Raw genomic sequence first — 12396 nt, forward strand, 5'->3', positions numbered from 1 at the left:
GACACCACTTCGAGGGCAGACAACGCGTCCACACCCGCGACTCCGGAGCACGGCAGAGGAGAGGTTTCGGTCTACCTACCTTCGCAGAGGCTAGAGTTCCGGCTAGCGCTCCGGCCGGACTATTGACCGCGGTGCAAGCCCGATCTCGCGGGTGTGCTGCGCGATTTCTTCGAGAGACGCCACCCACACTCCCGGGGTGGCCTTAACCTCGGCCATGAGCTCGCCTAGCTGCTTGGCTCTCCCCGGTCGGCCGGAGAGGAAGGGATGATTCGTCAGCACCCAGCATCCACCCGCGTCGTGGAGCCCCTCGAATTCGCTAGTCCAGAGTTCTCGGGCCTTAGTCGCTGTTTCGATCAGCCCGCTGCCTGAAATGTCAGGGAGGAAGCAATACTGCTCCCAGTCATCTAAAGCCCACTGAATGGGAATCTCGACGATCGACTCGGTTGAACCTGGCACGATCGAAAGCTCGTAAGGAACATCGGCGTCCATCAGGCTTGAGTCGTAGAGAAATCCGCGCTCGGCCAGAAGCGCAGGAGTTTGCCAAGAAAGATCCCACATCGGTGCCCGATAGCCAACTGGTCGCACCCCGGCTACCTCGGCGAGCGCGTCCAATCCCCGATCGAGATTGTCGATTTGGCTGGCGAGATCAACGACGCTCGGCTGCTCGTGCAGATAGCCGTGGTGTGCAATTTCGTGGCCGGCCTTGGCGATGTCCCTGACAACTCCGGGATATCGGTGTGCGGTGTACCCCGGGACGAAGAAGGTGGACCGTATTTGGTGATGGTCGAGCATCCGCAGCAAGCGGGGTACGCCCACGAGCGGGCCGTAGGCTTGGTGGCTCATCACACTCATCCGGTCAGCGTTTTCTGGTGCGTTCCAGAGCACGGCCGACTCCGCATCCACGTCGAAAGTGAACGCCGCTGCGGACTGTTTCCCGTTCGGCCACGTGATGGGCCCCGCGGCAGTCATTCGCGGTGCTGCGCGGACATGATTGTAATCAGCTCATAGCCAAGATTCGCGGCCGCCACGGCAGTGATAGCAGCGTGGTCGTAGGCCGGTGATACCTCGACAATGTCGGCGCCGACGATCTTCGTGTTGCGGAAACCCCTCAACACCGCGAGGAGTTCCCGACTTGTCATACCGCCGGCTTCCGGTGTGCCAGTGGCGGGAGCGAAGGCCGGGTCTAGAACATCGATGTCGATCGAGATATAGACGGGAGCATCGCCGACCCGATCCAGAACTCGCTCTAGAATGCCGTCGACTCCAATACGGTCGAAGTCGCGACAGTGCACGATTGTGAAGCCCATTTTTTCGTCATCAGTCAGATCCGCCGGGTCGTACAGTGAGCCACGGATTCCCACATGGGCCGACCTGTCCTTGCGGATCAGCCCTTCCTCCGAGGCTCGGCGGAAAGGGGTGCCATGCGTGTACGGCGCCCCAAAGTAAGTGTCCCAAGTGTCGAGGTGTGCGTCGAAATGCACTAGGGCGACAGGACCGTGCAGAGCGTGCGCCACCCGCAACGCTGGGAGGGCGACGGTGTGGTCGCCGCCGAGGGCCAAAACGAGGCGGCCTTCGGCCATGAGCGCCGCAAGCCCCACCTCGATTTCCCCGAGCGCCTCCACAATGTCGAACGGATTGCATGCGATGTCGCCCGCATCAACCACCTGTGCGTCCTCGAAGGGCATCGAGTCGAGGGCGGGATTGTAGGGACGGAGCAGGCGAGAGGCTTCGCGAATCGCCGAGGGGCCGAAGCGTGCACCGGGACGGTACGTGACCCCAGCGTCGAAGGGGATCCCCACGACCGCCACGTCATAGTCCGGCACGTCTTCGACCCGAGGCAGCCGAGCGAAAGTGGTCAGGCCGGCGTAGCGCGGGGATTTCTGGCCGTCCGCTTGGCCCACCGGCGTCCTTTGGGCGCTGAAGTCAGGAGTGGTCATGACGTGCTGCTTTCTCTGTGCTTTGAAGCGTGAAGGATTGAGAATCCTGGGATCGGTGGCACGCTCACGCCCGCCCTCTCGTGGAACCGCCGTTGACCTGTACCACTTGGCCGATGATTGCGGAAAGCCGGAAATCGCACAGCAGTGCAACTGCCGCGGCGATTTCGGACGGTGTGCCAATCCGGCCCAAGGGAATGGTGCTGGCATAAATCGTCCGCATCTCGTCCAGTGAGATCCCGGCACTTCGGGCATCAACCTCGAGCTGAGCGGTATCAGTTACTCCAGGTGCGACCGCATTCACGATGATGCCCTCCGGGGCCAGTTCGCGGCCTAGCGTCTTGACAAGCGAGATTAGGCCAGCCTTCGATGCAGAGTAGGCCGTCGCATTCGGCCAGCCCGTGACGCCCCACTCGCTAGATATGACCACGATTCGTCCGGCTCCTCGACGTCTCATCCCAGGCAGGACAGCTTGGATGAGATGGAAGGTGCCGCCAAGATTGGTGTCCATGACTTTCCACCAGTCCGCGAGGTCGGCATCCACGAGTGGCCCCATGCTCATGAAAGCGTGGTTGGCCACTAGGACGTCAACCGTGCCAATTTCTTTTTCGACCCGCTGCACAATCGCACGAACCTGATCCGGGTCCGAAACGTCCCCCGGCACGGCCAGCCCTGACAGCTCTGTGGCGAGAGCTTCGAGCTCGGCCGAGGTCTCCCTGTCGTTTACCGCCAATGTGGCACCCGAAGCGAAAAGCCGGCGGGCGTGCATCGCTCCCATGCCTTGGGCAGCACCGGTGACGAGGACGACCTTGCCTTCCAGATTGGGGTAAACACCACCAATTCGCTCGGGCATCAGATCACCGCTCCAGCATTGGGGTTGAGGGTTTCCCCGATGCAGAACGTTCCCTCATCAAGAAGGAATGCAATGCAGATCGCGACCTCTTCGGGCGACGACAGCCTGCCCAAGGGAAGAGTGGCAAGATACTCGGGCTCACGCCACGGCGAATCGGCAGCCAGTAGTGGCGTGTCCGTTGGGCCTGGCGCGACGGCGTTGACCCTGATCCCGCTGGGTGCAGATTCCGCGGCGAGGCTCCGTACGAGGCCTAACATCGCGCCCTTGGCAGCCGCGTAGTGGGCGTCGTGCGATCCACCGCCGATGGCCAGCTCGCTCGCGATGGCCACAATCGATCCGCTACCGGCAGCTATCATTCCGGACATCACTGCGCGACTCAGGTTGACGAATCCGCCGACGTGGACCGCGAGCATCCGTCGCCAGTGGTCGAGCGTGATATCAGACACGGGCATCATTTCGTAGTAGCCCGCAGCCGAAACGGCCGCGGCAATCGGCCCGAGTTCCCGTTCGACACGAACGACCGCGGCCTTGACCTCTTCCGGATCTGACATGTCGACGCACGCGTCGAAGAAGCACTGCGGGGAGGGCCTCAGATCGAACCCCGCAACGATCCACCCACGAGACTCTAGTTCCGCTGCAGCCGCAGCCCCGATGCCTCCGGCTGCGCCAGTCACGATGGCCACCTTCCGTGTCGATGAGTCATCGCTCATGACCTTTTCAACTCCTTCTCCGGGAGTTCTTCCGGGAGGTCCGCTGGAGCCAGGACGTCATCGGGCATGTGGTACTCCAACCCGGTCACGACGGGAATTCGCTTATGTACATACTGGTAAATCAGCGTTCCTACGCCGGTCAGGACGGCGATGGCGATCCAAATTGACCAATCAAGAAAAGGCTCTTCGTACACGGGTCGCGGCCAAGCGATATTGAGGAATTCAAAGGTAGCCCAGGTCAGCGCGACCAGCGCAATGGGAAGGGTTGCCTTTCCGAGAGAGAACGGGCCGGCACGCCAGCGACCGCGGAGATTCACGACAACGAATCCGACGAGCGGGAAAAGGAACGAGACGAAGAATCCACCCGATGTAAAATTCAGCATTAGAGTGTAGACGTTTTCAGCAACGTTGCTCAGGAGGAACAAAGCGCCACCGACGACCATTGTGATCAACAAGGGCCCCACCGGCTGGCGCTGTTTCTGACTCAGCTTGGACAGCACCTTCGAGGCCGGTAATGCGCGATCCCGCGCGAACGACCAGATCATTCGCGAGGCAGAGGTTTGCAGGGCCAAAAAGCTGGCCAGGAAGCCGATGATAAAGAGGATCTCAACGGGCTTCGCGATCTGGCTGCCAAGCTGCGACGTCAGAGTGAAGTTCACCGGGTCAGCGACGCTGCCGCTGCGGACAGCATCAAGATCCGGGACTGCGAGGATGATGGCCAAGCTCGTGTACATGACAACAACAGCAATAAAGATAAGCGCGAAAAGGATGGCCTTAGGGAGATTCTTGCGCGGCTCACTGACCTCCTCGGCAATCGCTCCGGCACTCTCGAATCCGACGAAGGAGAAGCCAATGAACACCATCGCGAGAAGGAACGGACCACTAAGGGATAAGTAATCCGTGCCCGGTGCGAGCCCCGCGCTGCCATCGAAGAGGACACTGAGGGAGTTTTGCTGGTGGAATAGCAGAAGCCAGGTGCCGAGGCCAAGCGAGCCGATAATTTCAGCCACGATACTGGCGATCATGAAGACCTTCAACACTATCCGTCCGGCGAGATTGACTATCGTTCCAAGCACCAGAACCACCAAGGCAATCCATGCCTTATCAATACCGGTGGGGTTCTCGATACCGGCGACGTTGGCGATAAAACCGGCCGCGGCTATCGCGACAGTTGCCATCGCGATCAGCAGTGTCCACATGTATGCCCAGCCGGCGAACCAGCCAAATGCCTTGCCGCCGAGACGAGCGGACCATTGGTAAATCGATCCCTCTATCGGCCAGCGCGAAACCAACATAGCGAAGACGAGGGCTATGAGGATCTGGCCGCCAAAGACGATGAGAAATCCCCACCAGAAGGATGGGCCAGCGGTCGAGAGGGCAACTCCGAAAATCCCGTACAGCGCAACGATCGGCGAGATGAATGCGAAGCCGAACGCAAAAGATGAAAAGAGCGTGAAGTCTCGTTTTAGCGTGACGCCTTCAGCTGCAACGACCGTATCTGTGTGGGTCATGGTGTGGTCTCCTTTGACTCTCGCAATTATGGATTGATTTCCGAAGTGACCGCCACTTTCCACCGCAACTTCGGCAGAACCACCGGGACGAGCGCGTGATATTGTGGGAAGCTACAAAGCAATGCAGCCAAATCCGCGTTTTTGGAGATTTTCCCCGATATTTTGAGCTGAGGATCGTAGTAGTGACCAAATCTACCGTTCTGGCGTTCGGTCTGGAACTCGCAGAGTTAGTTGAAGTTGACGAGCTCGAACTTCGCTTCGTCGTTGGATCCGAGTGGGCGCTCTCCCGTGTTGTCAGTTGGGCACACGCCACAGAAATGACCGACCCGAGGCCGCATCTGCGCGGATCAGAACTAGTCTGCACGGTCGGGTCGGCGCTACTGAACGCCGCCAGTTGTGCGCGGTTGGTCGAAGCGGTCCACGCGACCGGCTCGGCTGGCATCTGCCTTGGGATCGGCGAAGTGCACACTCAAATCCCCCGGGCGTTGATTGCGGAATGCCGCAGACTGTCCGTGCCCCTCATCGAAATGGCACACGGAATTCCCTTCATGGCGATCAATGATGTGCTCGCTGACGCGCGCGTTCGGGCTCAAGCCGGCAGCAGCCAGCGAAATGCGGAACTGGTCGGCAGACTGCTAACGGCTCTTCGCGATAATGCGCCGCTCGAGGACATCCTGAGCGTTTCTGCTGATGCCATGGGAGGTGCATTGGCTTTCGAAGTTGCAAACACTGCAACCGAGCCGCCGACCGCTGTCTCCGGCGCATCGTTCGACGATGGAACCGAGCCAACCTCCGTAACGACTGCGGAAGGCAACCTCCTAGCTTGGCGGGGCCAATCTACCCCGCCCGATGCCGACCTGCTCAGACAGATCGGCCGAATTCTCGAGATCGCTAGACACGAGAAGGCTGACCATGACAAGCAGGATCGTCAACGCATTGGGCAACTTTTCGCTTTGGTCGCCGAGGGGTTGGCTGACTCTGCTGCCCTTATGCCAGAGCTGCAAAAAGCAGGCCTCATCGGGAAATCCCTTACGATCTCCGCCTGGCCGGCGGAGACAGCGCAACTACTCTCGGCACACTTGCCCGGCACATTGATTGCAGACGCACCCGAAGCCACTTTTGTCGTTACGACCAGCCCTGAGTCCGTGTACAACACAGCCAACGACCTCGGTTTGGTATCCGGGCACGGAAGCCCGGTCGACGTGTCCCAAATTGCGCGGGGAATCGGAGAAGCCCGCGCGACGCTTCGTCTCGCGCGCCGTCACGGGAAGGTTGCCGGCCCGGAAAGCCTTACCAGCCTCACCGGGCTCTTAGAGCAACAACCGCCTGTGCGACTCCTCCCCTTCATCGATCAACTTATCCGACCATTGCTGGAGCACGACGCTCGCCGCGGAACCCAGCTACTGGCGACTTTACGCACGTTCATCGAGAAGCAAGGATCGCTCCAAGCGACAGCTGCCGACCAGTACCTGCACGTCAATACGGTCCGCCATCGACTAGGACGGATCGCAGCCGTGGTCGGGCGAAACCCTTTGGAAGACAACGACCGGGCCTCCCTCGCTATCGCGCTGTGGGCCTTCGACAGGTCGAGCCGACATAATCCGTAGTTCACGGAGATAAATACCTCCTGGTGCGAACAGGGCCAACGTGGTCGGCGACTCTTGTGGATGCCAGCTAGAGCTTCAGCAGCCCCTCTCGCACTATAAGAAAACTAGCCCCGTACCGCTTGCGTCGAAGGTACTGATGCTTATGTGGCGAATTTTTCCACACGAAAGTGGCACGATCGAGAGGTGTAAACGAGTAAGTCCGCACTAAACAAAGGAGCCCACCATGTCATCCACTCCACTTCGTATCGCCGTCACGGGCGGCAACGGCAAGCTGGGCCGCGCCACGGTTTCTGGCCTGCGTGCTGCCGGGCACACGGTGACGGTGCTCGATATGGCTGGTCCTGACCGCACCCAGTTCACCTATGTCGATCTCACCGATTACGGCCAGGTGGTTGATGCTCTCGCCGGCGTCAATGACCGTCATGAGGGTGTGGATGCCGTTGCCCACCTCGGGGCGATCCCTGCTCCCGGCCTGTGGTCAGATGTGGCGACGTTCCACAACAACATGAACGCCACGTTCAATGTGTTCCAGGCGTGCAAGCGGTTGGGCATCCGCACTATCGCGTATGCGTCGAGTGAGACGGTGCTGGGCCTGCCGTTCGAGACTCCCCCGCCGTACATCCCGCTCGATGAGGAGTATGAGACCCGCCCCGAGTCGACCTATTCGATGGTGAAGCATCTTGAGGAGCAGATGGCGCAAAAGTTTGTGCGCTGGGATAGCGAACTCAGCGTCACCGCGCTGCGCTTCTCTAACGTGATGGACCCCGCCGACTATGCCGAGTTCCCGAGCTTCGATGCGGATGCTCGGCAGCGGTCCTGGAACCTCTGGGGTTACATCGACGCCCGCGACGGCGCCAACGCCATCCGTTTGGCTCTGGAAACCTCCCGCCCCGGGTATGACGTCTTCAACATCTTCGCCGCCGACACCGTCATGTCGCGGCCGAATGCGGAGCTGGTGGCCGAGTTATTCCCCGACGTTGAGGTTCGCGGAGAGCTCGGCGTGAACACCTCACTCACGTCAACGGCCAAAGCCGAGCGGTTGCTTGGGTGGGTGCCGCAGCACAGCTGGCGGGACTAGCTCCAGGCTGATCCGGTTAGGTGTTGCGCTAGATCAAGCCCCGGTGATAGCCGCGACCAACGTGGCCGTCAGCGTTGGGAGCAAATACGCGACTGCCACGAAACCTAGGGCGATGACCACGACGACGCCCCAGAGCAGCCTCACAATCCTCGCTTGGCTTACCTCGCGATCGAGCGCAGAGAAACGCTCGAGGTAGGCGGGGTCAATCGTGAGGTTCGCGGTGCGGTGCCAGGTGCGCGAGTCAACGGCGGCGACTGAGATACGCTGCACGGTTTCGGCGTCGAGCACAGGCTTGCGGCGCTTGAGCCACCGAGGAAGTTCACGAGCAACCATGATGCTCACGTCGTTCGGGCGCCGCTTGACCGTGAACGACGCCGGATCGACAATCGCCAAGATGGGGTGCACTTCGACTGGAATACCCGTCGCGGCGGTGAGCAGCTTCGCAGCGCGTTTCGCCTCATAGCGCGAGTTACGCAAATGGTCAGTCTTGTGGCCCGCAACCATCAGCATGCGTTCCCCAACCCAGATTTTCTGACCGCGGTGACGTTTCGTGTTGATCGTGAACACACCAGCCGGGCCGAACACCACATGGTCGATATCGCTATCGCCCGTGCCGACGGGAACAGCGTGCAGCACCCTCCACTCTGAGCCGAGGCGCGAGAGCAGCTCCCCCACCTTCAGTTCGCCATGTGCGCCAGAGAACCAGCTTTCGGCATCAGCCTGCAACGGGCTCGCACCGAATACGCGCCGAACGGTGCTGCGTGGCGCGACATCCGCTTGCACACGCAAGAGCTCAGCGATCACAGAATATGCAGCGGGGCGGTCCTCCAGCGTGCCCGGAAACGGCGCCTGCACTGGCACGGGCGCTGACTCCGCAGGCAACGCTGGTACTGTCACCGCAACGGGAGCAGCCGGTTGCGTGCTCACAGAATTGTCGATCATTCGTCTCCCCAAAAAACGCTCCCCCGAGCGAACTCAATTCGAGGCTAACTCATTTGTCGCGCTCACTGCAGCCCCCAACAGGGCTACTCAATCACCGCGCTAGACCAATTCGTGTCCGCCATTGGCGGAAACGCCCCCAAATCGGGCTACAACTCGAGCATTCCGCCGCCTAAAACCGGGGCACACGCCGCAACGCGCCGCAAAATGTTCACCGCGCATCCATGTTGAGGTGCTGGACTACCCGTATGACCGGATACGAGTCGCAATACCCACGACCCGACCATTTTGTGTTGCACCTGAGCGACACACATTTTCTTGCGGGCGAAAAGAAGCTATACAACACCCTCGATAGCGAGGTGAAGCTACAGAAACTGTTTTCGGAACTCGAAGCATCCGGGTCCCGACCCGAAGCAATCATCTTCACCGGAGACCTTGCCGACAAAGGCGAACCCGACGCCTACCGGTCGTTGCGCGCAATCGTAGAGCCCGCCGCCGAACGACTCGGCGCACAAGTTGTGTGGGTCATGGGCAACCACGACGACCGCAGCACCTTCGCAACAGCGCTGCTCGATGAGCCCGCAAGCGAAGCACCCATCGATCGCGTCATCGACATCAACGGGTTGCGCATCATCACCCTCGACTCCACCGTGCCCGGCCACCACTACGGACACCTTTCGGATGCTCAGCTGCTGTGGCTGCAGAATGTGCTCGCCGCCCCGGCACCCCACGGCACCATCCTCGCCATGCACCACCCACCCGTGCCCAGCATGCTTGACCTTGCCGTGACCGTTGAACTGCGGGCACAGAAAGATCTGGCTGCAGTGATTCGCGGCAGCGACATCCGCAGCATCATTGCCGGCCACCTGCACTACTCGACCACCGCAACGTTCGCCGGAATCCCCGTGTCCGTCGCCTCAGCAACCTGCTACACCCAAGATCTGAACGTTGCGTTGGCTGGCAGTCGCAGCCGGGATGGCGCGCAATCGTTCAACCTGATCCACGTGTACGACGAAACCGTGCTGCACTCGGTTGTGCCCCTCGGCGACTACGAGAGTCTCGCCTACGTGACCCCCGAACAGACAGCAATGATTCTGGCGAGGGAAGGTATCACCATCGCCCCCGCCACCAATGCGCACGTCGTACCTAGCACGATCTCCGTCTAACACGGGCGCGCGAACACCCAAAGGCCCAAACGGGCAGGCGCGCGAGCACCCGCACGCACTGACGCACCAACTACTCGGCTTCGGGCAGCTCCCACGGTGCCGCGATCGGGTAATACTCGTCGAGGAATGAACGAACAGCGGCAGCACGATCCTCCGCCGAAACTTCCGGGAAACTACCGTCGTTGAGGCAGTAGAAATCGCTCGAGCGTTTGCGCAACATTGACCGCATCTTTCGCAGCCCCTCAAGCGACGTCGTGTCAACATACTTGACCTTGGCATCCACCTGCACCATCGCTTTGCCGGTCAGCAGCGCGTAATAGTGATACAGAGAATTCGTGACCGAAATGTCTGTCGCCTGGCGGAAAGCACTCGCACTCGTGCGCGCAAAATCTTCCGGAAACTCCCGCTCGAGTTCCTTCAGCACCGAAATGCGCAGCGGGGTTGCTGCGTGCTCCAAGTGACGGGTGATCGTGGCGCCAAACTTCTCCTGCAGCAGACGGCGATTCACTCGGGCCGCATTCTCGAACCCCGAACGCTCAATGCTGCTCTCGCCCAACCCGATGCGGGTACGCGCCTCAATGAACTTCGAAACACCACCAGGAGTAAAGAACGCATCAGGGCTTACCGAACGACCAAAGAACATGTCGTCATTGGAATACAAGAAGTGCTCACTCAAGCCCGGAATGTTGTGCAACTGGCTCTCGATTGCATGCGAATTGTGGGTCGGTAAATCGTCGTGATTGGCAAAGAAGTCTTCACTGCGCATCAAAGTGACCCGCGGATGCTCGGCCAACCATGCGGGACGCGGCGAGTCAGTCGCAATGTAGATATTGCGAACCCATGGCGCGAACAAGTACACCGACCGCAGCGCGTACTTCAGCTCATCCAGCTGCCTAAAGCGTGCCTCAGAGTCGTCGCCCTCACCAACAACAAAGTTAGCCATGCGGGCAGCGCGCGCTTTTTGCCATTCCAGCTCAGCACCATCAACCCACGAGAAGACGATGTCGATGTCGAAGAGGATGTCGCTTGCCAACGGATCAAACATTCCGCGCAGGGTAGGCCACGACTGACCGTAAAACTCGACGGTGTCATCGATCGCTTCACTTCGCGGCAGCCACCGGCGCATCAACGCGTTGGGGTTGGGGGCGACAACCTCATCGCGCACGTGCTCCCACAACTCCAAACGCACACCAAACGGCGCATCAAAGCGAAGACGGCCCGCAGGCTCAACGCGCGGACGGAACAGCGTCATCGCTTTCGCCTTGACCGCTGACGTGAGAACACCATCCGCCACAAGCACGGGGCTATCGCGGGCATCCGAAGCAAAGGGCTTGCCGTTCTCCTTGATGCGAGCAGGCTTCACATAGAAAGGCTCATTCTGGCAGGCAGCAACCAGGGCAAAGCCGAGCGCCTTGCGATCTTTCCAGTCGACTGCCAGCACTGGCGTTTCACCATCTCCCCGCACGAGCAGGAATCGGATGCCCGCATCGTCGAGCACACGGCGAATAAACAGCACATCTTCGCGCGCAGCGTCACGCGGCGTCAGAATGTTATTGCTCAGTGCGAGCAGTCCATCGTGTAAAACAACATCGTCGCGGTTCACCACCGCGGGGGAAGAAACATGGTCAATCATGGGGGCCCCATCGTTAAAGCTTGGCTGAGGTGCCCAGCGACCGAAAATCGGCGTGCCGTTAGCTTTTCTCAGAATAGCCTGAACCACTGAGAATCGGCCGGATTGCGCCCCGCAACTCACAGATCGAGGTCACGGTTACTGAGTCATACTCGGTACGCTGGAGTCAGCTATCTAGGAGGCTCTCATGTCTGACTTCTCCATCCTCTGGGGGATCATCCCGATCCTCGCGGTCGTTGCCTATCTCGCGCTGATCGTCGTTGCCCTCATGCAGGTCTTCAATTCCACGATGCCGACCAACACCAAGCTGCTCTGGCTGATCGTTATTCTGATCGCACCATTCATCGGCTCGCTCATCTGGTTCGCTGTGGGTCGCAACAGCGCTGTGCTCTAGACGTCGGATCCTTCGGGGGCAGCGCCCAACAGGTCACGGGTCGACACGATCTGCGCAAACTCCTCGTGCAGATTCACGCCCGTGATTGTCGAGAGTTCGTCGGCCGCCACCTCTTCGCCATACGGGCCGATACGGTCGAAGGTGTGGGTGGCATCCAACACAAACGTCACGTCATAACCAAGATTGCCGCCCACCCGCGCCGTGGTTTCGCAGCAGTGGTTTGTGGTGATTCCGCAGATTGCGATTGAGGTGATTCCGGATGCTCGCAGCCATGCATCGAGGTCGGGGCTGCCATGAAAGCTGGAGTTCACCGTCTTCACTACCAGAAGTTCGGGCGTGCCAGACAGCAGCTCCTTGAACTCATTTCCGGGAGAACTCGGATGTAACGGCGAAGCCACATCGGCGGAATCGTGGCGAACGTAGACGATCGGCCAGCCCTCGCGACGCCAGTGGCCGATCAGCATACCGATGTTGGAGTCGCACTCAGGGTTGTTTCGCTGGCCCCAATAATCGGCGTTGTCGAAGCCTCGTTGAACATCCACCACGATCAATGCTGTCGTCATTGCGGCCTCCA

The 12396-nt window shown here is 60.1% G+C and carries 12 protein-coding genes; 4 read left to right on the forward strand and 8 right to left on the reverse strand.

Annotated features, from left to right (window positions below; genetic code table 11):
- Nucleotides 1-102 precede the first annotated feature (102 nt).
- The 5 genes from AADH44_RS10490 to AADH44_RS10510 all read right to left on the reverse strand — a co-directional run bounded on the left by AADH44_RS10490 (nucleotide 103) and on the right by AADH44_RS10510 (nucleotide 5008).
- Nucleotides 103-969 (reverse strand): polysaccharide deacetylase, encoded by an 867-nt coding sequence (locus AADH44_RS10490; RefSeq protein WP_341952751.1) that lies wholly within the window; start codon nucleotides 967-969, stop codon nucleotides 103-105.
- Nucleotides 966-1937 (reverse strand): agmatinase, encoded by a 972-nt coding sequence (gene speB / locus AADH44_RS10495; protein WP_341952752.1) that lies wholly within the window; start codon nucleotides 1935-1937, stop codon nucleotides 966-968. Before speB ends, AADH44_RS10490 begins: the two co-directional genes overlap by 4 nt.
- A gap of 64 nt (nucleotides 1938-2001) precedes the next feature.
- Nucleotides 2002-2787 (reverse strand): SDR family oxidoreductase, encoded by a 786-nt coding sequence (locus AADH44_RS10500; protein WP_341952753.1) that lies wholly within the window; start codon nucleotides 2785-2787, stop codon nucleotides 2002-2004.
- Nucleotides 2787-3497: an SDR family oxidoreductase gene (locus tag AADH44_RS10505; protein WP_341952754.1), complete on the reverse strand. Its 711-nt coding sequence runs from the start codon at nucleotides 3495-3497 to the stop codon at nucleotides 2787-2789. Before AADH44_RS10505 ends, AADH44_RS10500 begins: the two co-directional genes overlap by 1 nt.
- Complete coding sequence (locus tag AADH44_RS10510) at nucleotides 3494-5008, reverse strand: amino acid permease (RefSeq protein ID WP_341952755.1); 1515 nt, start codon at nucleotides 5006-5008, stop codon at nucleotides 3494-3496. The genes AADH44_RS10505 and AADH44_RS10510 overlap by 4 nt, the downstream gene beginning before the upstream one ends.
- Nucleotides 5009-5190: 182 nt before the next feature.
- Between AADH44_RS10510 and AADH44_RS10515 the strand changes: the two genes are divergently transcribed.
- Together AADH44_RS10515 and AADH44_RS10520 are read left to right on the forward strand one after the other, a co-directional pair.
- On the forward strand, nucleotides 5191-6615 hold the full coding sequence (locus AADH44_RS10515) for a PucR family transcriptional regulator (RefSeq protein WP_341952756.1): 1425 nt from the start codon (nucleotides 5191-5193) through the stop codon (nucleotides 6613-6615).
- Between the two features lie 223 nt (nucleotides 6616-6838).
- Nucleotides 6839-7693, forward strand: a complete 855-nt coding sequence (locus AADH44_RS10520; RefSeq protein ID WP_341952757.1) for an NAD(P)-dependent oxidoreductase — start codon at nucleotides 6839-6841, stop codon at nucleotides 7691-7693.
- 33 nt (nucleotides 7694-7726) lie between these two features.
- Here the strand turns inward: AADH44_RS10520 and AADH44_RS10525 are convergent, their stop codons facing one another.
- Nucleotides 7727-8635 (reverse strand): nuclease-related domain-containing protein, encoded by a 909-nt coding sequence (locus AADH44_RS10525; protein ID WP_341952758.1) that lies wholly within the window; start codon nucleotides 8633-8635, stop codon nucleotides 7727-7729.
- Between the two features lie 245 nt (nucleotides 8636-8880).
- Between AADH44_RS10525 and AADH44_RS10530 the strand changes: the two genes are divergently transcribed.
- Nucleotides 8881-9798 carry a phosphodiesterase gene (locus AADH44_RS10530; RefSeq protein ID WP_341952759.1) on the forward strand — a complete coding sequence of 306 codons (918 nt, stop codon included), beginning with the start codon at nucleotides 8881-8883 and terminating at the stop codon, nucleotides 9796-9798.
- A 70-nt stretch (nucleotides 9799-9868) separates the two neighbouring features.
- Here the strand turns inward: AADH44_RS10530 and AADH44_RS10535 are convergent, their stop codons facing one another.
- A complete protein-coding gene (locus AADH44_RS10535) occupies nucleotides 9869-11431 on the reverse strand; it encodes a stealth family protein (protein WP_341952760.1) in 1563 nt (520 codons plus the stop codon).
- Nucleotides 11432-11615: 184 nt separating this feature from the next.
- On the opposite strand from AADH44_RS10535, the gene AADH44_RS10540 reads away from it, so the two are divergent.
- Nucleotides 11616-11822, forward strand: a complete 207-nt coding sequence (locus tag AADH44_RS10540; protein ID WP_341952761.1) for a PLDc N-terminal domain-containing protein — start codon at nucleotides 11616-11618, stop codon at nucleotides 11820-11822.
- On the opposite strand, the gene AADH44_RS10545 is transcribed toward AADH44_RS10540, so the two are convergent.
- Complete coding sequence (locus tag AADH44_RS10545; protein WP_341952762.1) at nucleotides 11819-12385, reverse strand: cysteine hydrolase family protein; 567 nt, start codon at nucleotides 12383-12385, stop codon at nucleotides 11819-11821. The genes AADH44_RS10540 and AADH44_RS10545 overlap by 4 nt on opposite strands.
- Nucleotides 12386-12396 lie beyond the last annotated feature (11 nt).

The organism is Salinibacterium sp. TMP30, assembly GCF_038397785.1.
Classification (GTDB): domain Bacteria; phylum Actinomycetota; class Actinomycetes; order Actinomycetales; family Microbacteriaceae; genus Rhodoglobus.

Excerpts from the sequence above, each read along its gene's own strand:
- AADH44_RS10545 (WP_341952762.1), bottom strand. The coding sequence starts at position 12,385 with ATGACGACAGCATTGATCGTGGTGGATGTTCAACGAGGCTTCGACAAC.
- AADH44_RS10505 (WP_341952754.1), bottom strand. The coding sequence starts at position 3,497 with ATGAGCGATGACTCATCGACACGGAAGGTGGCCATCGTGACTGGCGCA.
- AADH44_RS10520 (WP_341952757.1), top strand. The coding sequence starts at position 6,839 with ATGTCATCCACTCCACTTCGTATCGCCGTCACGGGCGGCAACGGCAAG.
- AADH44_RS10540 (WP_341952761.1), top strand. The coding sequence starts at position 11,616 with ATGTCTGACTTCTCCATCCTCTGGGGGATCATCCCGATCCTCGCGGTC.
- AADH44_RS10500 (WP_341952753.1), bottom strand. The coding sequence starts at position 2,787 with ATGCCCGAGCGAATTGGTGGTGTTTACCCCAATCTGGAAGGCAAGGTC.
- AADH44_RS10525 (WP_341952758.1), bottom strand. The coding sequence starts at position 8,635 with ATGATCGACAATTCTGTGAGCACGCAACCGGCTGCTCCCGTTGCGGTG.
- speB (WP_341952752.1), bottom strand. The coding sequence starts at position 1,937 with ATGACCACTCCTGACTTCAGCGCCCAAAGGACGCCGGTGGGCCAAGCG.
- AADH44_RS10535 (WP_341952760.1), bottom strand. The coding sequence starts at position 11,431 with ATGATTGACCATGTTTCTTCCCCCGCGGTGGTGAACCGCGACGATGTT.
- AADH44_RS10510 (WP_341952755.1), bottom strand. The coding sequence starts at position 5,008 with ATGACCCACACAGATACGGTCGTTGCAGCTGAAGGCGTCACGCTAAAA.
- AADH44_RS10490 (WP_341952751.1), bottom strand. The coding sequence starts at position 969 with ATGACTGCCGCGGGGCCCATCACGTGGCCGAACGGGAAACAGTCCGCA.
- AADH44_RS10530 (WP_341952759.1), top strand. The coding sequence starts at position 8,881 with ATGACCGGATACGAGTCGCAATACCCACGACCCGACCATTTTGTGTTG.